Annotated in this window: 16 protein-coding genes and 1 tRNA gene; 13 read left to right on the top strand and 4 right to left on the bottom strand. The window is 72.5% G+C overall.

Annotated features, from left to right (window positions below; translation table 11 throughout):
• Positions 1 to 67: 67 nt before the first annotated feature.
• Positions 68 to 2464 carry an SCO7613 C-terminal domain-containing membrane protein gene (locus ACZ7H1_RS33570; protein ID WP_470791856.1) on the bottom strand — a complete coding sequence of 799 codons (2397 nt, stop codon included), beginning with the start codon at positions 2462 to 2464 and terminating at the stop codon, positions 68 to 70.
• A 150-nt stretch (positions 2465 to 2614) separates the two neighbouring features.
• Here ACZ7H1_RS33570 and ACZ7H1_RS33565 point away from each other — a divergent pair, with 150 nt between their 5' ends.
• Both ACZ7H1_RS33565 and ACZ7H1_RS33560 read left to right on the top strand, forming a co-directional pair.
• Positions 2615 to 3076, top strand: a complete 462-nt coding sequence (locus tag ACZ7H1_RS33565; RefSeq protein ID WP_470791854.1) for an SRPBCC family protein — start codon at positions 2615 to 2617, stop codon at positions 3074 to 3076.
• Between the two features lie 39 nt (positions 3077 to 3115).
• Positions 3116 to 3187: transfer RNA gene (locus ACZ7H1_RS33560), tRNA-Val, on the top strand.
• A 106-nt stretch (positions 3188 to 3293) separates the two neighbouring features.
• Here the strand turns inward: ACZ7H1_RS33560 and ACZ7H1_RS33555 are convergent.
• A complete protein-coding gene (locus ACZ7H1_RS33555) occupies positions 3294 to 4019 on the bottom strand; it encodes an exonuclease domain-containing protein (RefSeq protein WP_470791852.1) in 726 nt (241 codons plus the stop codon).
• Positions 4020 to 4217: 198 nt separating this feature from the next.
• Here ACZ7H1_RS33555 and ACZ7H1_RS33550 point away from each other — a divergent pair, with 198 nt between their 5' ends.
• The 4 genes from ACZ7H1_RS33550 to ACZ7H1_RS33535 all read left to right on the top strand — a co-directional run bounded on the left by ACZ7H1_RS33550 (position 4218) and on the right by ACZ7H1_RS33535 (position 8773).
• Positions 4218 to 4778, top strand: coding sequence for a DUF4365 domain-containing protein (locus tag ACZ7H1_RS33550; RefSeq protein WP_470791851.1), 561 nt, complete (start codon positions 4218 to 4220; stop codon positions 4776 to 4778).
• Positions 4778 to 6058: a hypothetical protein gene (locus ACZ7H1_RS33545; RefSeq protein ID WP_470791850.1), complete on the top strand. Its 1281-nt coding sequence runs from the start codon at positions 4778 to 4780 to the stop codon at positions 6056 to 6058. Before ACZ7H1_RS33550 ends, ACZ7H1_RS33545 begins: the two co-directional genes overlap by 1 nt.
• A gap of 91 nt (positions 6059 to 6149) precedes the next feature.
• Positions 6150 to 8135 carry a threonine--tRNA ligase gene (gene thrS / locus ACZ7H1_RS33540; RefSeq protein ID WP_470791848.1) on the top strand — a complete coding sequence of 662 codons (1986 nt, stop codon included), beginning with the start codon at positions 6150 to 6152 and terminating at the stop codon, positions 8133 to 8135.
• 77 nt (positions 8136 to 8212) lie between these two features.
• Positions 8213 to 8773, top strand: a complete 561-nt coding sequence (locus tag ACZ7H1_RS33535; protein WP_470791846.1) for an HIT family protein — start codon at positions 8213 to 8215, stop codon at positions 8771 to 8773.
• 32 nt (positions 8774 to 8805) lie between these two features.
• Here ACZ7H1_RS33535 and ACZ7H1_RS33530 read toward each other — a convergent pair whose 3' ends face one another.
• Positions 8806 to 10461, bottom strand: coding sequence for a hypothetical protein (locus ACZ7H1_RS33530; RefSeq protein WP_470791845.1), 1656 nt, complete (start codon positions 10459 to 10461; stop codon positions 8806 to 8808).
• Positions 10462 to 10656: 195 nt separating this feature from the next.
• Entirely contained in the window at positions 10657 to 12852 is a 2196-nt protein-coding gene (locus ACZ7H1_RS33525; protein ID WP_470791844.1) for an elongation factor G-like protein EF-G2, read from the bottom strand.
• Between the two features lie 268 nt (positions 12853 to 13120).
• Between ACZ7H1_RS33525 and pgsA the strand changes: the two genes are divergently transcribed.
• From pgsA to ACZ7H1_RS33490, 7 genes are all read left to right on the top strand, one after another.
• Positions 13121 to 13852, top strand: coding sequence for a phosphatidylinositol phosphate synthase (gene pgsA, locus ACZ7H1_RS33520; protein WP_470791842.1), 732 nt, complete (start codon positions 13121 to 13123; stop codon positions 13850 to 13852).
• Positions 13849 to 14862 (top strand): phosphatidylinositol mannoside acyltransferase, encoded by a 1014-nt coding sequence (locus ACZ7H1_RS33515; protein WP_470791841.1) that lies wholly within the window; start codon positions 13849 to 13851, stop codon positions 14860 to 14862. The genes pgsA and ACZ7H1_RS33515 overlap by 4 nt, the downstream gene beginning before the upstream one ends.
• Entirely contained in the window at positions 14862 to 16046 is a 1185-nt protein-coding gene (locus tag ACZ7H1_RS33510) for a glycosyltransferase family 4 protein (protein WP_470791840.1), read from the top strand. The genes ACZ7H1_RS33515 and ACZ7H1_RS33510 overlap by 1 nt, the downstream gene beginning before the upstream one ends.
• A gap of 750 nt (positions 16047 to 16796) precedes the next feature.
• Positions 16797 to 17342 carry a LemA family protein gene (locus ACZ7H1_RS33505; RefSeq protein ID WP_470791839.1) on the top strand — a complete coding sequence of 182 codons (546 nt, stop codon included), beginning with the start codon at positions 16797 to 16799 and terminating at the stop codon, positions 17340 to 17342.
• A gap of 96 nt (positions 17343 to 17438) precedes the next feature.
• Complete coding sequence (gene pdxS, locus ACZ7H1_RS33500; protein WP_470791837.1) at positions 17439 to 18356, top strand: pyridoxal 5'-phosphate synthase lyase subunit PdxS; 918 nt, start codon at positions 17439 to 17441, stop codon at positions 18354 to 18356.
• Positions 18356 to 18946 (top strand): pyridoxal 5'-phosphate synthase glutaminase subunit PdxT, encoded by a 591-nt coding sequence (pdxT, locus tag ACZ7H1_RS33495; protein WP_470791835.1) that lies wholly within the window; start codon positions 18356 to 18358, stop codon positions 18944 to 18946. Before pdxS ends, pdxT begins: the two co-directional genes overlap by 1 nt.
• A gap of 57 nt (positions 18947 to 19003) precedes the next feature.
• Complete coding sequence (locus tag ACZ7H1_RS33490; protein WP_470791834.1) at positions 19004 to 19756, top strand: YebC/PmpR family DNA-binding transcriptional regulator; 753 nt, start codon at positions 19004 to 19006, stop codon at positions 19754 to 19756.
• Positions 19757 to 19840: the final 84 nt, after the last annotated feature.

Below are 19840 nucleotides of genomic sequence, written 5' to 3'. Positions count from 1 at the left end.
ACGGTCTCCGGGCCTTCGGCGTTCCCCGGCGCCGGAGCCTTCGCGCCCGCTCCGGTCCGCAGGCGGTCTACCGCATCCGCCCCAGCGCCCCGCGCACCCGGCGGGCGTCCCGCAGCCGCCTCTCGTACGTCGCACCCACCGCCAGCAGCAGCAGTCCGGCCAGCGCCGGCGGCAGCCACCTCGGCAGCGCGTCCGCCACCTGGACCACGTACGGCGCCAGCTCGTGCAGCGCCACCAGCACCAGCACCGCGCCGCCCAGCAGCAGCGGGGCCTGCAGCCGCCACCGCGCGCCCCCCAGGGTCACCGCCAGCGCCGCCAGGCCCAGCAGCAGCGGCCGCAGCCAGTGGGCGTCCCCCCACGCCGCCGCCAGGCTCGGCAGCAGCGTCGCGGCCAGCCCCGGGCCGTACGCCGTCCAGGACGAGGCCTGCGCGTCGCGGCGCCGCCGCAGCACGCCCACCACCAGCGCGGGCACCGTCACCGGCAGCGTGTACGCCTCCGGCACGGTCACCTCCGACGCCCCCAGCCGCACCCACGTCGCCAGCACGAACAGCGCCGCCGCGGCGTAGCCCGCCGGCCGCCGGTCCGCCCGTACCGCCGTACCCGCGCACACCACGCCCGCCAGGGCCAGCACCAGGGCCAGCGAGGGCGCATCCCCGGCCGCCAGCCCCACCGCCAGGACGCCCGCCGCGGCACCCGCGCACTCCACCGGCACGCGCACCGCCTCCGAAGGCAGCAGCGGGGCCGACAGAGCCGCCACCGCCGGCACGACCAGCACCAGCAGCGCCAGCCGGTGCTCCGGCAGCTCCAGCACCCCGCCCAGAGCCACCAGCACACCCGTCACGCAGGCCACGGCAGCCGCCCCGGCCGCGCCGCGGGCCCAGCGCAGCCCCTCCGGGTCCCACGCCGCCGCCACGCACACCGCCGCGAGCGCACCCAGCACCGCGAACGTCCCCGGACGGCCTGCCAGCGCCAGCACCGCCACGCTCGCCCCGCCCGCCAGCGCACACCCGGCCGCCGCCACCGCCGGCCCGGAACCCTCCGGGCCGCCCGGCACCAGCCCCGGGCGCACCGCCACCGCCACCGCCCCGGCCGTCACCAGCACCTGCGCCACCAGCACCGCGCCGTGGGCCAGCGGCAGCGCCACCGGCAGCACGAACAGCGCACCCCAGGCCAGCAGCCCCGCCCCCACGGCCACCTCCGGCCGGCGGACCACCCGGTACAGCCACCCCGCGAGCACGGCCACGGCAGCCAGCACGAACGGCGCCGAACCGAACCCGGGCCACGCACCACCCGGCTCCGCCGGCACGCCCGCCCACACCCCGTCCAGCACCCGTACGGGCGCCACCAGGACCAGTGCCACCACCGGCAGTGCCAGCAGCCCGCACACCCCTGCGACGACCGCCCCGGCGCCGCCCAGGCCCCACCGCAGCCGGACCGGCAGCGACGACCGCAGCACCGCCAGCAGCGGCACCGCACACCCGAGGTACGCGAACGGCAGCCACCCCGACGGCACCGCCGGGCGCACGACCCCGCCCACACCGGCCACCGCCGCCAGGCCCGACACGACCGCCACCGCCAGCGCGACCTGCGACAGCGCCTCCCCGGCCGACCGCCACGCCACCACCAGCCCCAGCGCGGCGACCGCCACCAGCAGCGCGCCCGGCGCCAGAGCCGCACCCGCCGACCCGGCCGCCGCCGACAGGCCCACGCCCGCCAGCAGCGCCCAGCCGCCCAGCCCCGCCCCGCACACTCCGGCCAGCACCCGCACCGGCACCGCACCCCGCGCCGACAGCGCGATCGCCGCGTCCAGCACCGCCGTCCCCAGCAGCGCCCACGCCGACCCCTGCACACCCGCACCCGCGGACACCGCCCACAGCGGCAGCGGCAGCTGCGCCGCCAGCACCGCGGCGGGCACCGGCAGCCGCAGCCCGCGGCACCCCAGCCCGTACCCCGCCCACACCGCGGCGAGCACCCCGGCCGCCCAGGCCGCGTACGCCACCCCGTCGGCGTCCGGCAGCGCCACCCGGTACAGGGCGTACGCGTCCAGCACCGTCAGCGCCAGGCCCAGCCCCGCCACCGACTCCGCCGTCGAGCCCAGCCCGCGGCGCAGCAGTACCGCAGGGACGACCAGCGCCGCCGCGGTCACCGCGCCCAGCACCGCGGACCGGCCGCCGATGCCCATCGACCCCCAGCTCACCACCGTGAAGGCGAGCGCCGCGATCGCCAGCAGCGCCGCGCCCAGCGTCAGCAGGACGTTCTGCGCACCGGGCCCGTGCCCCGTCCGGCCGTCCGCCGCGGGCGGCGGCGACCACTGCGGGAACGGCGCGGACACGGCCGCCGGTGCTTGCAGCACACCGAGAAGCCAGGCCCGGCGCGCCAGCAACTGGGCACGGCGGGCGTCGAGTTGTACGAGCTCGCGATCGAGCAGCACCAGCTCCTCGGCCGGCGGCGGAACGTTTTCCATGCCCGGAGTGTGGCCCCGGTCACGCCGCCGGGACATGGGCGCGCGTACTCAGATCCCCTGAGTACGCATCCCGTGCACCCCCCGCACTTCCTCCCGCAAGCTCTCCCGCAAGCCCTCCCGGGCGCCCACCCGCACGGGCACACTGGGCCCATGGACTGGAGCCGCTACCGCTTCCGCAGCGTCTGGGACCTGGCCGCCCCGCCCGCCCGGGTGTTCGCCGCACTCGCCGACCCCGCCCGCTACCCCGGCTGGTGGCCCCAGATCCGCCGCGTCACCCCGCTCGGCGACGGGTCCGGCGCCGCGCACTTCCGCTCCTTCCTCCCGTACGACCTGCACGTCACCGCCACCGAGGCGCGGCACGACCCCGCCGCCGGAGTCCTCGAGATACGGCTCGACGGTGACCTCGACGGCTGGGCCCGCTGGACCGTGCGCGCCGCCCCCGGCGGCGGCACCCGGGCCGTCTACGAGCAGGAAGTCCGCGTGCGCAAGCCGCTGATGCGGCGCCTCGCGGTCCCCGGGCGGCCCTTCTTCCGGCTCAACCACGCGCTCATGATGCGCGCCGGACACCGGGGCCTGGAGGCCTTCCTGGCCGCCGGACCCCACGCGGTTTGAACGAACCCCGTCCGTCCCTGTATGGTTCAGTCCGTTCCCGGGCGATTAGCTCAGCGGGAGAGCACTTCGTTCACACCGAAGGGGTCACTGGTTCGATCCCAGTATCGCCCACCGGGAAAAGCCGGTCCGTCAGCAGACGGACCGGCTTTTTCGTGCCCGGTCATGCCCGGTTCGTACCCGGGCGCGCCGGAGCGGAGCCCGCCGGCCCGGCAGGGCCTCAGGCCGCCGTCGTCAGCTCCGGACGCACCGGCCAGTGCGGATCCACCGCCTCCTCCGAGCCGTTGCGCGCGAACCACGCCTGCAGACCCCGCGCCTGTGCCGCGTGCCACACCGCCTGCAGCGTGTGCAGCTCCGCCGGAGTCAGCCGCTCCAGGCGCCCCGAGAAGCGCCGCCCCACGGCACGCACCACCTCCAGCGACGCCACCGCGTCCGCCGCCGCGTCGTGCGCCCCGTCCAGCTCGATGCCGTAGTGCTCGCACAGGTCCGTGAGCGTACGGCGGCCCTTGCGGTACCGGTCCAGATGCTTGTCCAGCACCCGCGGATCCAGCACCGTCAGCGGCCTGTTGTCCAGATACCGTGCCAGCGACGACGCACGGTGCCGCCGCAACTCCCGGTCCAGGAGCGTCAGGTCGAACGGGGCGTTCATCACCACCACCGGCCGCCCCGCCGCCGCCTGCTCCCCGAGCATCCGGGCTATCTCCTCGACCACCGGCGCCGGCCAGCGGCCGTGCCGCTGCAGGTGGTCGTCGGTCAGGCCGTGCACTTCCGTGGCCCCGGCAGGCACCGGGATCCCGGGATTGACCAGCCACCGTGTCGCCCGCACCCGGCCGCCCGCGCACTCCTGCACGACGATCGCGGCGGACACGATGCGGTCCTGCTCGACGTCCACTCCGGTGGTCTCAGTGTCGAAAGCGGCCAACGGCCCCTCGTACCAGCGCGTCATGTCCGAACTCCTCGTCCCCGAAGGGCAGAAGGCCGCACAGCCCAACGATCCGGCCGACCTCGCCCGAGACCGTGATACCCGGCCTGTTCGCGCCGTACGCCGTTTGCGGCCCGGCCTCTGCGGAGACAACACCAGTGGGGGACCGCACAACTGACCGGACGTCATCGACGGGCCGACACCGAAGGACCACGGGGAGCCATGGCGCTCGCACAGCCCGAAGAGGGCGTGCCCGAGCGGACCGAACCGCTGCGCGGCACACTTGCCACCACCGCCTGCATGGAGACCCTCCAGGTGGGATACCTGCACGCCGTCGCCGCGGCCGCCGGCTGCTCCCTGTCCCAGCCCTTCCCCGACAACGGCATCGACTGGCACGTCAGCCACGGCGCCCCCGAGCACGCCGTCGACGACGAGGTCACCATCAAGGTGCAGCTCAAGGCCACCTACCAGATCGCCCCCGAACCCCCCGGACCCACCTTCGCCTTCACCCTCGACAACGACCACCTGGCAAAGCTGGCCCGCACCCCCGTCGCCGTCCACAAGATCCTCGTCGTGATGCTCGTACCCCGCGACCGCGACGCCTGGCTGCGGGCCGGACACGACCGGCTCGACCTGCGGCACTGCTGCTACTGGACCAACCTGGCCGGACACCCGGTGACGGGCCGGCGCCGCACCACGGTGAGGATCCCGACCACACGGATCTTCGACGACCGGGCCCTGTGCGCGATCATGACCCGCGTCGGGTCGGGAGGGAGGCCGTGATGACGGCCGGAAGGAACACCCCGATGCAGGAGCCGTACGGGCCCTACGGGCCGCCGCGGCCCCACCTGCGGCCCCTGCCGAGGCACTTCGCGGAACCGGGCGGACCCGTCCCGGGCTTCGTCGACCCCGCCGTCCTCGGCGCCCTCCTGCACCGCCACGGCTGGCAGCGCCGCGGCGGGGCCGCCGGCCGCTACGCCCGCTGGACCCCGCCCGGCACCGCCGCGGCCGGATACGGAGCCACCAGCCTCCTCGTCCCGGAGAGCAACACCTTCCCCGACAGCGGGGACCTCCTCGAAGAGGCCCTCACCGCCCTCTCCCGCAGCGGCCTGCCGTCCGCCCGCGAAGTCCTCTACGGACTCACCGTCCCCAGCGACGAAATCCGCTGGTGGCGCGAGCTGCCCGACGGCCTCGCCGGCGAAGCCTCCTGGCCCGTCCAGGAACAACTGCGCGCCGCCGCCCGCCGGCTCCTGCTGGCGGGCGCCCTCGCCGACCGGGCCCGCGCCGGCTACCACGGCGCCCGCCACCGCACCCAGGCCGAACGCACCGTCGACGACGTCCTCGTCGGGCCCGCCCCCGGCGGCCGCCGCCTCACCGCGTTCGTCCCCGTCGACGGCGGCCGCGGCACCGTCACCCGCCTCCACCACGCCCTCCACGCCGCCCGCGAGGCCATCGACTACCGGCGCGCCACCGGCGGCATGGAAGCCTTCGACACCGCCGTGCAGGCCGGCGTCAGCCGCGAACTGGCCGACGCGCTGATCGCCCTGGTCCGCGGCACCGAAGGCGCCGGCATCGCCCTCGCCTGGTCACCCGCCGCGGGCGTGCCCGCGGGCTGCGCCGCCCGCCCCGAGCCCGTCGAGTTCTCCCCCGGCGACCTCCCCGCCCTGCGCGAGGCCGCCGCCCGCTACACCCGCGAGGAGCCCGCCGTCACCGTCCGCATCGCCGGCACCGTCATCCGGATGCGCCGCTCCGCCCCGCGCGGCGGCGGCACCGTACGGCTGCGCGTCCTGGCCGGGGCGGAGGTCCCGTACGTCCGCACCGTCCTCGACGAGGAGGCGTACGCCATCGCCGGCCACGCCCACCTGGTCGGTCTCCCCATCCGGCTGACCGGCCGGCTCCAGCGGCGCGGCGGCTTCCGGCGGATGACCGACGTGGGAGAGGTGGCGCCCGTACGGCTGGACGAAGTGGAACGCGACCGGCTGCTGAAATCCCTCCAGGAGAACCTCGACTTCTTCGAGGAAGCCTGCGGGGGAGACACGGACCGCGACCCCGCGGACGACTGAGCGGTAACCGTTTCGCGGCCGACGGGTCGGGCTCGGTACGATTCAGGCGCGCGCAGTGACCGCTGCGCACCCCCTGAGTCAGGAGAGACCGGTGTCAGACGTCCGTGTGATCATCCAACGCGATTCCGAGCGGGAAGAGCGCGTGGTGACCACGGGCACCACGGCGGCGGACCTCTTCGCCGGCGAGCGCACCGTGATCGCCGCGCGCGTGGCGGGCGAGCTGAAGGACCTCTCGTACGAGGTGCAGGACGGCGAGGCCGTCGAGCCGGTGGAGATCTCCTCCGAGGACGGCCTGAACATCCTGCGCCACTCGACCGCGCACGTCATGGCCCAGGCCGTGCAGGAGCTCTTCCCCGAGGCCAAGCTCGGCATCGGCCCGCCGGTCCGGGACGGCTTCTACTACGACTTCGACGTCGCCAGGCCCTTCACCCCCGACGACCTCAAGGCCGTCGAGAAGAAGATGCAGGAGATCCAGAAGCGGGGCCAGAAGTTCGCCCGCCGCGTGGTCACCGACGAGGCGGCCCGCGAGGAGCTCGCCGACGAGCCGTACAAGCTGGAGCTCATCGGCATCAAGGGCTCCGCGGCCGTAGAGGATGGCGCCGACGGTGCGAACGTCGAGGTGGGCGGCGGCGAGCTGACCATCTACGACAACCTGGACGCGAAGACCGGCGAGCTGTGCTGGAAGGACCTCTGCCGCGGTCCCCACCTGCCCACCACCCGGAACATCCCGGCGTTCAAGCTGATGCGCAACGCCGCCGCCTACTGGCGGGGCAGCGAGAAGAATCCGATGCTCCAGCGCATCTACGGCACCGCGTGGCCGTCGAAGGACGAGCTCAAGGCACACCTCGACTTCCTCGCCGAGGCCGAGAAGCGCGACCACCGCCGCCTCGGCAACGAGCTCGACCTCTTCTCCATCCCGGACGAGATCGGCTCCGGCCTGGCCGTCTTCCACCCGCGAGGCGGCATCATCCGCCGGGTGATGGAGGACTACTCGCGCAAGCGGCACGAGGAAGAGGGCTACGAGTTCGTCTACTCCCCGCACGCCACCAAGGGCGCCCTCTTCGAGAAGAGCGGCCACCTGGACTGGTACGCGGAGGGCATGTACCCCCCCATGCAGCTCGACGGTGGTACCGACTACTACCTCAAGCCCATGAACTGCCCGATGCACAACCTGATCTTCGACGCGCGCGGCCGCTCGTACCGCGAGCTCCCGCTGCGCCTGTTCGAGTTCGGCACCGTGTACCGGTACGAGAAGTCGGGCGTGGTCCACGGCCTGACCCGCGCCCGGGGCTTCACCCAGGACGACGCGCACATCTACTGCACCCGCGAGCAGATGGCCGAGGAGCTCGACCGCACCCTCACCTTCGTGCTGAACCTGCTGCGCGACTACGGCCTGACCGACTTCTACCTGGAACTGTCCACCAAGGACCCGGAGAAGTTCGTCGGCTCGGACGAGGTGTGGGAGGAGGCCACCGCGGTCCTCCAGCAGGTCGCCGAGAAGCAGGGCCTCCCGCTGGTCCCGGACCCGGGCGGCGCCGCCTTCTACGGCCCGAAGATCTCGGTCCAGTGCCGGGACGCCATCGGCCGCACCTGGCAGATGTCGACCGTGCAGCTCGACTTCAACCTGCCCGAGCGCTTCGACCTCGAGTACACCGGCCCGGACGGCTCCCGCCAGCGCCCGGTCATGATCCACCGCGCGCTGTTCGGCTCGATCGAGCGGTTCTTCGCGGTCCTGCTGGAGCACTACGCGGGCGCCATGCCGCCGTGGCTGGCCCCGGTGCAGGCCATCGGCATCCCGATCGGCGACGGCCACGTCGAGTACCTGCAGGAGTTCGCCGCCGAGGCGAAGAAGCAGGGCCTGCGGGTGGACGTGGACGCGTCCTCCGACCGGATGCAGAAGAAGATCCGCAACCATCAGAAGCTCAAGGTTCCGTTCATGATCATCGTCGGTGACGACGACATGGCCGCGGGCACCGTCTCCTTCCGCTACCGCGACGGTTCGCAGGAGAACGGCGTCCCGAAGGCCGACGCACTGGCCAAGCTGGCCAAGGTCGTGGCGGACCGCGTCCAGGTCTGAGACGGCCGCAGAACGTGAAAGGCCCCCGGGAGCATCCGCTTCCCGGGGGCCTTCCTCGTGCCCGCGGGGGAGGTCATATGCTGCTTCCCATGACCACTGAACCGGAGCAGCAGAACGGGGTGGGGACGCGGGACGCGTTCCAGCGTCTGTGGACGCCCCACCGGATGGCGTACATCCAGGGCGAGAACAAGCCCAGCGGCCCGGATGCCGGGGACGGGTGTCCGTTCTGTCTGATTCCGGAGATGTCGGACGAGGACGGTCTGATCGTGGCGCGGGGCAAGCACGTCTTCGCCGTGCTCAACCTCTACCCGTACAACGGCGGCCACCTCATGGTCGTCCCGTACCGGCACGTTGCCGACTACACCGAGCTGGACACGGCCGAAACCATGGAGCTCGCGGACCTCACCAAGCGGGCCATGGTCGCGCTGCGCAAGGCCTCGGGGGCGCACGGCTTCAACATCGGCATGAACCAGGGCGGCGCGGCCGGGGCCGGCATCGCCGCGCACCTGCACCAGCACGTCGTGCCCCGCTGGGGCGGGGACACGAACTTCATGCCGGTCGTGGGACACACCAAGGTGCTGCCGCAGCTGCTGGCCGACACCCGGCAGATGCTCGCCGAGGCCTGGCCCACGGGCTGACGCAGCCGGCCGGGCGTCGCCCGGTCGCCCGGTCACGCGTCGTACAGGTCCGCCTTGCGCGGGCTGGAGTCCTGGACCATGCCGCTGACGATCATCGAGCGGTTGTTGAAGCGCTCGGTGTCCACGCCGTTCTCCTCCAGGACCCGCATCGCGGCGGAGTGCACCACGCGCAGTACGGGGGTGGCGGCGCGCAGCGCGTCGTCGGCCATGAAGCGGTGGCGCCAGGGCTGGCCGGCCCAGACGTGGCGGAGGCCGAAGGGCTCGGGCAGGACCAGCTTGCCGCCGAGGAAGCCGAGCAGCGGCGGGTACCAGGTGAGCGGGGCGCGGACCATGAGCCGCACGACTTCGCTGGTGTCGCAGACCGGCAGGGTGTGCTCGACGCTCTCCCAGAACCTGACGGTCTTGGCGACCTCTTTGGTCTTGGGCGCGGACTTGGTGGTGAAGAGGCCGTGGACGGGGCCGAGTGCGTGCCCGGTGACCTCGATGCGCAGGGTCTGGTAGAGCACGGTGACGGTGACCAGCATGGTGATGACGAGCTGGCCGTCCCAGAGGGTGAACTGCACGCCGAGGTAGTGACGGTTGCCGCTGCTGAACTGCTGCTCGTTGCAGATCCGGCTCACTTCCTGGCCGGTGATCTGGAAGGTGTCGGCGCCGTCGCCGGAGGGGCGGGCGACTTCCTTGGCCCCCTCGCCGACGGGGGAGACGATCCAGTGCTTGACGGAGGGCGCCGGGAAGCCGCCGGTGTGCAGGGGGCCGCGGTCGAGCTGGGTCAGCTGCTTCTCGATGGTCCGTATGACGTCCCAGCTGCGGAACGGGTGGATCTCGGCGCCGGGGGTGGCGGGGACGAGGTCCTCGGCGAGCTGCCAGCTTCCCCAGCGGGTACCCATGCCGAGTATGCCCTTGGGCCCGGCGTAGAAGACGGAGTTGCTGCGGTCCTCGGCGGTCAGCTTGGCGAGCTGCTGGCGGAGCTGCTCGGCGGCGGTCTCGTCGGGGTTGGACGGGACGGCTTCGGGGATCTTCGCGCCGACGCCGCCGCCGGAGAGCAGTCCGTCCCAGGCGGCGCGCATGTCGACGGCGGTGCTCTCGCAGATGCGGCGGGCGAGGTACCAGCCGACCACGGGCGCGATGATCATGCCGCGGAGGTAGTAGCCCCAGAAGCCGGTGAAGGGCAGCCGGAACATGACCACGGCTGCCGCTATGGCGATCGTGACCAGGACGGCCGTGCCCAGCCAGCCGGCGTGCTTGCTGTCGGATCCGGCGAGGGTCTTGCGGAGCTGGAAGAGGCCGAGCCACAGCAGCAGGCCGGGCAGGAAGACCACGCCGCAGATCAGGGTGATCAGCCGGAGCTTCCGGTCGCGTTCCTTGCGGAGGCGGGAGGCTGCGAGGCAGTGCTCGACGATCGTCTGCGGTTCTGCGCCGAAGGACTGGATGAGGGGCTTGCGGGCGCCGCCGAGCATGCGGGCTTCGACGGCGGCGCAGAAGGCCTCGCCGAGGTTGGGGGCGAAGAGGGAGAGCTTGCCCTTCTTGACCTCGGAGGTGTGCCAGTCGTTGTCGGCTTTGAGTATGTCCTCCGCGGGGCTGTCGCGGTACGCGGCGGAGGCGAGGGCGTTCGTCGCGGCGGTCTGGCCGCCGGCTCCTGAGAGGGGAACCTGTGCCCCGGGACTGAAATCGAAACCGACGTCCGTCATTGCTGCCCCCATCAACTGCGCTGCGGCGCGTCACCGCTCCCTGCGGCCTGTTCCCCGTCGCCCCACCCGGCACACTTCGTGACCAAGCCTATCCGTATTGTGCTGGTGCCCGTGGCGTTGCCTCCGACATGGGACAGGGAAATGCCGCCCACCGCAACCGGGTTGGGTGGGCGGCGGGTTCAACTAGGCGCCCTTTTACGACTGTTCGCGCATCTTATCCGCCAACTGGGGCGGCATGGGCTCGTGCCGGGCGTACGTGCGGTTGAAGCGGCCGGTGCCGTGGGAGACGGAGCGGAGGTCGATCGCGTAGCGGTCGATCTCGATCTCCGGGACCTCGGCGCGCACCAGGGTCCGCCCCGATCCCGCCTGTTCGGTGCCGACGACGCGGCCGCGGCGGCCCGAGAGGTCGCTCATGACGGCGCCCACGTAGTCGTCGGGCACGAGCACGGACAGTTCGGCGACGGGTTCCAGGAGGTGGATCTTCGCATCGCCCGCGGCTTCGCGGAGGGCGAGCGCGCCGGCGGTCTGGAAGGCGGCGTCGGAGGAATCCACCGAGTGGGCCTTGCCGTCGAGGAGGGTGATGCGTACGTCGACCAGCGGGTGGCCCGCCGCGACGCCGCGGGCGGCCTGGGTGCGGATGCCCTTCTCCACGGACGGGATGAACTGCCGGGGGACGGCGCCTCCGACGACCTTGTCGACGAACTCGATGCCGCTGCCCGGCGGCAGGGGCTCGACCTCGATCTCGCAGATGGCGAACTGGCCGTGCCCGCCGGACTGCTTGACGTGGCGGCCGCGCCCGGCGGCCTTGTCGCCGAAGGTCTCGCGGAGGCTGACGCGGTGGGGGACGGTGTCGACCTGCACGCCGTACCGGTTGCGCAGGCGTTCGAGCGCGACGTCGCGGTGGGCTTCGCCGAGGCACCACAGGACGACCTGGTGGGTGTGCTGGTTCTGCTCCAGGCGCATGGTCGGGTCCTCGGCGACCAGGCGGGCGAGGCCCTGGGAGAGCTTGTCCTCGTCGGCTTTGCTGTGGGCCTCGATGGCGACGGGCAGCAGCGGGTCGGGCATGTCCCACGGCGCCATGAGGAGCGGGGAGTCCTTGGCGGAGAGGGTGTCGCCGGTCTCGGCGCGGGTGAGTTTGGCGACGCATGCGAGGTCGCCGGCGATGCAGCGGGAGAGCATGCGCTGCTGTTTGCCGAAGGGGGCGGTGAGGGCGCCGATGCGTTCGTCGAGGTCGTGGTCCTCGTGGCCGCGGTCGGCGAGCCCGTGCCCGCTGACGTGGACGGTCTCGTCGGGGCGGAGGGTGCCGGAGAAGACGCGGACGAGGGAGACGCGGCCGACGTACGGGTCGGACGAGGTCTTGACGACCTCGGCGAGGAGCGGGCCGCCGGGGTCGCAGGCGATGTCGGGGCGGGCGGTGCCGGCCGGGGTGGTCACGGAGACGGGGGCGCGTTCCAGAGGGGTGGGGAAGCCGCCGGTGATCAGTTCGAGGAGTTCGACCGTGCCGAGGCCCTGGCGGGCGCCGTCGGCGGCGGGCGCGGCCATCAGGACGGGGTGGAAGGTGCCGCGGGCGACGGCCCGCTCGAGGTCGTCGACGAGGGTCTTGATGTCGATGTCCTCGCCGCCGAGGTAGCGGTCCATGAGCCCCTCGTCCTCGCTCTCGGCGATGATCCCTTCGATCAGCCGGTTGCGGGCGTCGGAGATCAGGGCCAGTTCGGCGGGGTCGGGGTCGCGCTCGGTGCGCTCTCCGGAGGAGTAGTCGTAGACGCGCTGCGAGAGCAGGCCGAGGAGGCCGGCGACGGGGGCGTGGCCGTCGGGTCCGGCGGGGCCGTGGAGGGGGAGGTAGAGCGGGATGACGGCGTCGGGGTCGTCGGCCCCGAAGATCTCGCCGCAGGCGGAGGTCATCTGTGCGTAGTCGGCGCGGGATGCCTCCAAATGGGTGACGACGATCGCGCGGGGCATGCCGACGGCCTGGCACTCGTCCCAGACCATGCGGGTGGCGCCGTCGACCCCGTCGGCGGCCGAGACGACGAAGAGGGCCGCGTCCGCGGCGCGCAGACCGGCCCTGAGTTCCCCGACGAAGTCGGCGTATCCGGGGGTGTCGAGGATGTTGATCTTGATCCCGCCCCATTCGACGGGCACGAGGGAGAGCTGGACCGAGCGCTGCTGGCGGTGCTCGATCTCGTCGTAGTCGGAGACGGTGCCGCCGTCCTCGACCCGGCCGGCCCGGTTGACCGCGCCGGCGGTCAGCGCGAGGGCTTCGACCAGGGTGGTCTTGCCGGAGCCGCTGTGGCCGACCAGTACCACGTTCCTGATGGCGGATGGCCGGTCGGCCGACAGTGCCCTGCCGGCGGCCCCGGCGGGTCCCGATTGTGCGTGCGCCTTTTCGCCCATGTCTCTCGTGCCTCCCGGTCACAGCGTGGGTTCCGGTTACAGAGGTGGATGCGGGGTGGATGCGGGATGGATGCGGAGGGTTGTGGAGGTGGATCCGGAGGCGGATCCGGAGTGGCCTTTCGAGCTTTGCACCGGTGTCACATTGCGTCCATACGTCGTACCTGACGCGAACCGGTGGGTGCGCGGGGGTTAAGTCCGGGGCCCTGGCTACGATGGGCCAGCCGGTGGCTGCTGTGGCCGCGCGGCCCAGCGACCCTCCGGGAAGGCCATGCTGAACAAGTACGCGCGTGCATTCTTCACTCGCGTCCTCACACCGTTCGCCGCGTTTCTGCTCCGCCGGGGGGTGAGTCCCGATGCGGTCACCCTCATCGGCACCGCCGGTGTGGTGGCGGGTGCGCTGGTCTTCTTCCCCCGGGGAGAGTTCTTCTGGGGGACGATCGTCATCACTCTGTTCGTGTTCTCGGACCTGGTGGACGGGAACATGGCGCGCCAGGCGGGCGTGTCGAGCAGGTGGGGCGCGTTCCTCGATTCCACGCTGGACCGCGTCGCGGACGCGGCGATCTTCGGCGGGCTCGCGCTCTGGTACGCGGGTTCGGGCAGCGACAACGTGCTCTGCGCGGTGGCGATCTTCTGCCTGGCGAGCGGCCAGGTCGTGTCCTACACGAAGGCGCGCGGCGAGTCGATCGGACTGCCGGTCGCCGTGAACGGGCTTATCGAGCGCGCCGAGCGCCTCGTGATCTCGCTGGTGGCGGCCGGGCTGTCGGGGCTGCAGACCTTCGGGGTGCCGTCGTGGATCGGCGTACTGCTGCCCGTGGCCCTGTGGGTGGTGGCCGTCGGGTCCCTGGTGACGCTGGTGCAGCGGGTGGTCACGGTACGGCGTGAGTCGGCCGAGGCGGACGCGGCTGCGGCGGAGGGCTCTGGCTCTGCGTCCGGTTCTGCGGCCGAGTCCCCGTCCTCCGACGGGAACGCCACGGCGGGCGCCGACGGCGGTGCCGCGTGAGCCTTCGGGACAAGCTCACCGACGGGCTGTACGGGGCCGGCTGGGGCGGGGTGAAGAAGCTCCCCGAGCCCGTGGCGGAGGCCCTCGGCCGGACGGTCGCCGACGTGGTCTGGAAGCGGCGCGGCAAGAGCGTGCTGCGGCTGGAGTCCAATCTGGCCCGTGTGGTGCCGGACGCCGGTCCCGAGCGGCTGCGGGAGCTGTCCCACGCGGGCATGCGCTCGTACATGCGCTACTGGATGGAGTCCTTCCGGCTTCCGGCCTGGACGCCCGAGCGGATCCGCGAAGGCGTGGAGATCGAGGGCGAGCACCACCTGCGGGACGGGCTGGCGTCCGGCCGCGGCGTGATCGTCGCGCTGCCACACCTGGCGAACTGGGACCTGGCGGGCGCGTGGGCCACCTCGTGCGTGGGCGTGCCGTTCACGACGGTGGCGGAGCGGCTGAAGCCGGAGAGCCTGTACGACCGGTTCGTCGCGTACCGCCAGAGCCTCGGCATGGAGGTGCTGCCGCACAGCGGCGGCGCGGCCTTCGGGACGCTGGCGCGGCGGCTGCGGGCGGGCGGGCTGATCTGCCTGGTCGCCGACCGCGACCTGTCGTCGTCGGGCGTCGAGGTCGACTTCTTCGGTTCCACGGCGCGGATGCCGGCCGGGCCGGCGCTGCTCGCCCAGCAGACGGGGGCACTGCTGCTCCCGGTCAACCTCTGGTACGACGGACCGGTGATGCGCGGGCGGATCCATCCGCCCGTGGACGTGCCGGAGACCGGCACGCGGCGGGAGAAGACGGCCGTGGTGACGCAGGCGATGGCCGACGCCTTCGCGGCGGGGATCGCCGGGCATCCGCAGGACTGGCACATGCTCCAGCGGCTGTGGGTGGAGGATCTGGAGTCGGGGCCGGAGGACGGTTCCGGGGGCGGTGACGGGGGCGGGACTGGTGACGGTGCCGGTTCCGGGGCAGGTGCCGGTTCGGGCGCCGGTGCCGACGGTGGGGCCGAGGGGCGAGGGGGGACCGGCTGATGAAGATCGGGATCGTGTGCCCGTACTCCTGGGACGTGCCCGGCGGGGTGCAGTTCCACATCAGGGACCTCGCGGAGCACCTGATCCGGCTCGGACACGAGGTGTCCGTGCTGGCCCCGGCGGACGACGAGACTCCGCTGCCGCCGTACGTCGTGTCGGCGGGGCGCGCCGTGCCGGTGCGCTACAACGGCTCGGTGGCCCGGCTGAACTTCGGTTTCCTGTCGGCGGCCCGGGTGCGGCGCTGGCTGCACGACGGCACGTTCGACGTGATCCACATCCACGAGCCGACTTCGCCCTCGCTGGGCCTGCTGACCTGCTGGGCGGCGCAGGGGCCGATCGTGGCGACGTTCCACACGTCGAACCCGCGGTCGCGGGCGATGATCGCGGCGTACCCGATCCTCCAGCCGGCGCTGGAGAAGATCAGCGCGCGGATCGCGGTGAGCGAGTACGCGCGCCGCACGCTGGTCGAGCACCTGGGCGGCGACGCGGTCGTGATCCCGAACGGCGTCGACGTCGACTTCTTCGCGTCCGCCGAACCGAAAGCGGAGTGGCAGGGCGACGGCAGTGGCCGGGGCGGGACCCTCGGGTTCATCGGGCGCATCGACGAGCCGCGCAAGGGGCTGCCGGTGCTGATGGCGGCCCTCCCGAAGATCCTGGCCGAGCGGCCGGAGGCGCGGCTGATCGTGGCGGGCCGCGGTGACGAAGAGGAAGCCGTCGCGTCGCTGCCGGCCGAGATGCGCTCGCGGGTCGAGTTCCTCGGGATGGTGAGCGACGAGGAAAAGGCCCGGCTGCTGCGCAGCGTCGACGTGTACGTCGCGCCCAACACGGGCGGGGAGAGCTTCGGCATCATCCTCGTGGAGGCGCTGTCGGCGGGTGCCGCGGTACTGGCGTCCGACCTGGACGCGTTCGCGCAGGTGCTGGACCAGGGCGCGGCGGGTGACCTCTTCGCCAACGAGGACGCGGACGCGCTGGCGACGGCCGCGGTACGACTGCTGTCCGACCCGGCCCGCCGGGCGGGACTCGGCGCACGCGGCTCGGCGCACGTCCGGCGCTTCGACTGGTCGACGGTCGGCGCGGACATCCTGGCCGTGTACGAAACGGTCACGGCGGGCGCGGCCTCGGTGGCGACCGACGAACGCGTCTCGCTGCGCACCCGGCTGGGCCTGGGGCCGGGGCGGGACTGAGCCCACCTGCCCCTCGGCGGAGCCGAGGTGTGCTGCGGGCGGCGTGACGGCTGGTCGGTGATGGGGGCGGAGGGAAGACGCTCTGACGGTGGGTCGGGGTGGCGGGGTTCTCCGTGGTCTGCCCGCATGTCTGAGTGTCCGTCCGTGCCGGCGTCTGGCGTCAAGGGCGCTCCCTTCGGTCGCGTCGCTGCGCGATTGCGCTTCGCTCCACCCTTGACTCCAGGCGTCGTCCCGGAAGTCCACAGACTTGCGAGCATCCCCCGGAGGGGGAGGGATGGCAGGGGGGACGGGCCACCACCTGGTGGGGTCGGCCCGCGGAGCGGGGGCGGGGGCGCGGGCCCGCCCTTCGGGCGGAAAGGGCACGCGGCAGATCGCTACACGGCCGAGGCCGATTTGGCGGCCTCCGGACCGGCCGTGGCCGGGCATAGGCCGCCCACGATCGCTACACGGCCGAGGCCGATTGGCGGCGGCCGGGCTGTCTGTGGCCGGGCAAAGGCCGCCAGCGGTGGCCGGGCAGCCGCGGCCGTACGGCGCCGGGCGCCTGTCGGCAGTAGAGCTCGTTGGGGTGGCCGTCAGGCCGCATGAAAGAGGGCTGGACGGCCTCAGCTGTGCCCTCCCAGCCGCACGGGTGGTGCGGGTGGGTGTCCCCAGCCCGCGCGGAGCGCGGGCGCAGCCCCCGCCGGCCCGCGGCCGGAGCTGCGACCACGGCCCGGGTCAGCCAAGGGCAGCGGACCGGTAAAGTCGCGTCGCGTGATCGAAACCCTTGTCTGGATCGCCCTGGGGCTGTGTGCCGTCGGGCTCTACCTGAGCTGGACCGCCGGGCGGCTCGACCGGCTGCATTCGCGGATGGACGCCGCGCGGGCCGCGCTGGACGCGCAGCTGGTCAGGCGGGCTTCGGTGGTGCTGGAGCTGGCCACGTCCGGGGTGCTCGATCCGGCCTCGTCGATCGTGCTGTACGAGGCCGCGCACGCGGCGCGGCAGTCCGACGAGGAGCAGCGCGAGGTGGCCGAAAGCGAGCTGAGCCAGGCTCTGCGGGCGGTGTTCGAGGATCCCGAGCAGGTCGAGGCCGTCAAGGCGGCGCCGGGCGGCGAGGAGGCGGCCGCCGAGCTGGGGGCCGCGGTGCGGCGGGTGCCGATGGCGCGGAGGTTCCACAACGACGCCGTGCGGGCGGCCCGGGCCCTGCGCCGGCACCGGAAGGTGCGCTGGTTCCGGCTGGCCGGGCACGCGCCGTTCCCGCTGGCGTTCGAAATGGACGACGAGCCGCCGACCGCATTGGCCGACCGGCCGGGCAGCTGAAGGATCCACTGGCTTGCTATTGGCCCTTGCAGTGGACTGGTCCCCGGGGTTTGCTGGCTCAAGCAGCACCCGTCTCTCTTTCAGTGAGGTCAGCCCGTGAGCACGCTTCCCACCACCCCGCAGTCCGCCGAGTCGGCGATCGGCACCTCCCGCGTCAAGCGCGGCATGGCCGAGCAGCTCAAGGGCGGCGTGATCATGGACGTCGTCAACGCCGAGCAGGCGAAGATCGCCGAGGACGCCGGCGCCGTGGCCGTCATGGCCCTGGAGCGGGTTCCGGCCGACATCCGCAAGGACGGCGGCGTGGCCCGCATGTCCGACCCGAACATGATCGAGGAGATCATCGGGGCGGTCTCCATCCCGGTCATGGCCAAGTCCCGCATCGGCCACTTCGTCGAGGCCCAGGTCCTCCAGTCGCTCGGCGTCGACTACATCGACGAGTCCGAGGTCCTGACCCCGGCCGACGAGGTCAACCACTCCGACAAGTGGGCGTTCACCACCCCCTTCGTCTGTGGTGCCACCAACCTGGGCGAGGCCCTGCGCCGCATCGCCGAGGGCGCGGCCATGATCCGCTCCAAGGGCGAGGCCGGCACCGGCAACGTCGTCGAGGCCGTCCGCCACCTGCGCCAGATCAAGAACGAGATCGCGAAGCTGCGCGGCTTCGACAACAACGAGCTCTTCGCCGCGGCCAAGGAGCTGCGCGCCCCGTACGAGCTCGTGAAGGAAGTCGCCGAGCTCGGCAAGCTCCCCGTGGTCCTCTTCTCGGCCGGTGGCGTCGCCACCCCGGCGGACGCCGCCCTGATGCGCCAGCTCGGCGCCGAGGGTGTCTTCGTCGGCTCCGGCATCTTCAAGTCGGGCGACCCGGCCAAGCGCGCGGCCGCCATCGTGAAGGCCACCACCTTCTACGACGACCCGAAGATCATCGCGGACGCCTCCCGCAACCTGGGCGAGGCCATGGTCGGCATCAACTGCGACACCCTCCCCGAGTCCGAGCGCTACGCCAACCGGGGCTGGTAATGACCACTCCCGTGATCGGTGTCCTGGCTCTCCAGGGCGACGTGCGGGAGCACCTGATCGCCCTGGCCGCGGCTGACGCCGTGGCCAGGCCGGTCCGGCGCCCCGAGGAGCTCGCCGAGGTCGACGCCCTGGTCATCCCGGGCGGCGAGTCCACGACCATGTCCAAGCTCGCGGTGCTGTTCGGCATGCTGGACCCGCTGCGCGAGCGCGTGCGGGCCGGGATGCCGGTGTACGGCACCTGCGCCGGCATGATCATGCTCGCGGACAAGATCCTGGACGGCCGCGAGGACCAGGAGACCCTGGGCGGCATCGACATGATCGTGCGCCGCAATGCGTTCGGGCGGCAGAACGAGTCCTTCGAGGCGAAGATCGACTTCGCCGGCATAGAAGGCGGTCCGGTCGAAGGCGTCTTCATCCGCGCGCCGTGGGTGGAGTCGGTCGGTGCGAGCGCCGACGTGCTGGCGACGTACGACGGCCACACCGTCGCGGTGCGCCAGGGCAACGTGCTGGCAACGTCGTTCCACCCCGAACTCACCGGCGACGACCGGGTCCACGCCTACTTTGTGGACATGGTGCGCGCAGGGTCCTGAACGGACCCCGGTAGGATCTGGGGTGAACACTGTTGGTTACGCGAAGGAGACAGGCGGATGTCCGGCCACTCTAAATGGGCTACGACGAAGCACAAGAAGGCCGTGATCGATGCCAAGCGCGGCAAGCTCTTCGCGAAGCTGATCAAGAACATCGAGGTCGCGGCCCGTACGGGCGGTGCCGACCCGGACGGCAACCCCACCCTCTTCGACGCCATCCAGAAGGCCAAGAAGAGCTCGGTACCCAACAAGAACATCGACAGCGCGGTCAAGCGCGGCGGCGGCCTCGAGGCCGGCGGCGTCGACTACGCCACGATCATGTACGAGGGCTACGGCCCGAACGGCGTTGCGGTGCTCATCGAGTGCCTCACCGACAACCGCAACCGTGCCGCGTCCGACGTGCGCGTCGCCATGACCCGCAACGGCGGTTCGATGGCCGACCCGGGTTCGGTCTCGTACCTGTTCAACCGCAAGGGCGTCGTCGTGCTGGCCAAGGGCGAGCTGTCCGAGGACGACGTCCTCGAAACGGTGCTCGAGGCGGGCGCCGAGGAGGTCAACGACCTCGGTGAGCAGTTCGAGATCATCAGCGAGGCCACCGACCTGGTCGCGGTCCGTTCCGCGCTGCAGGAAGCCGGCATCGACTACGACTCCGCCGAGTCCAGCTTCGTCCCGACCATGCAGGTCGAACTGGACGAGGAGGGCGCGCGCAAGATGTTCAAGCTGATCGACGCGCTCGAGGACAGCGACGACGTGCAGAACGTCTTCGCGAACTTCGACGTCAGCGACGAGGTCATGGAGAAGGTCGACGCCTGATCCGCGTTCGTACGCAGCGGGGCGAAGGGGGACCACACCCGGGGACCGCCGTATTGTTCAGGGGGGGCGGGAGGCGGCCAAAAA

It is taken from the genome of Streptomyces sp. NPDC037401 (genome assembly GCF_055602345.1).
This window is presented reverse-complemented; position numbering and strand designations above follow the sequence as displayed.

Bases quoted from the DNA above. Each gene is read 5' to 3' on its own strand.
- ACZ7H1_RS33570 (WP_470791856.1), bottom strand. From the start codon at position 2,464: ATGGAAAACGTTCCGCCGCCGGCCGAGGAGCTGGTGCTGCTCGATCGC.
- ACZ7H1_RS33565 (WP_470791854.1), top strand. From the start codon at position 2,615: ATGGACTGGAGCCGCTACCGCTTCCGCAGCGTCTGGGACCTGGCCGCC.
- ACZ7H1_RS33555 (WP_470791852.1), bottom strand. From the start codon at position 4,019: ATGACGCGCTGGTACGAGGGGCCGTTGGCCGCTTTCGACACTGAGACC.
- ACZ7H1_RS33550 (WP_470791851.1), top strand. From the start codon at position 4,218: ATGGCGCTCGCACAGCCCGAAGAGGGCGTGCCCGAGCGGACCGAACCG.
- ACZ7H1_RS33545 (WP_470791850.1), top strand. From the start codon at position 4,778: ATGACGGCCGGAAGGAACACCCCGATGCAGGAGCCGTACGGGCCCTAC.
- ACZ7H1_RS33535 (WP_470791846.1), top strand. From the start codon at position 8,213: ATGCTGCTTCCCATGACCACTGAACCGGAGCAGCAGAACGGGGTGGGG.
- ACZ7H1_RS33530 (WP_470791845.1), bottom strand. From the start codon at position 10,461: ATGACGGACGTCGGTTTCGATTTCAGTCCCGGGGCACAGGTTCCCCTC.
- ACZ7H1_RS33525 (WP_470791844.1), bottom strand. From the start codon at position 12,852: ATGGGCGAAAAGGCGCACGCACAATCGGGACCCGCCGGGGCCGCCGGC.
- pgsA (WP_470791842.1), top strand. From the start codon at position 13,121: ATGCTGAACAAGTACGCGCGTGCATTCTTCACTCGCGTCCTCACACCG.
- ACZ7H1_RS33510 (WP_470791840.1), top strand. From the start codon at position 14,862: ATGAAGATCGGGATCGTGTGCCCGTACTCCTGGGACGTGCCCGGCGGG.
- pdxT (WP_470791835.1), top strand. From the start codon at position 18,356: ATGACCACTCCCGTGATCGGTGTCCTGGCTCTCCAGGGCGACGTGCGG.
- ACZ7H1_RS33490 (WP_470791834.1), top strand. From the start codon at position 19,004: ATGTCCGGCCACTCTAAATGGGCTACGACGAAGCACAAGAAGGCCGTG.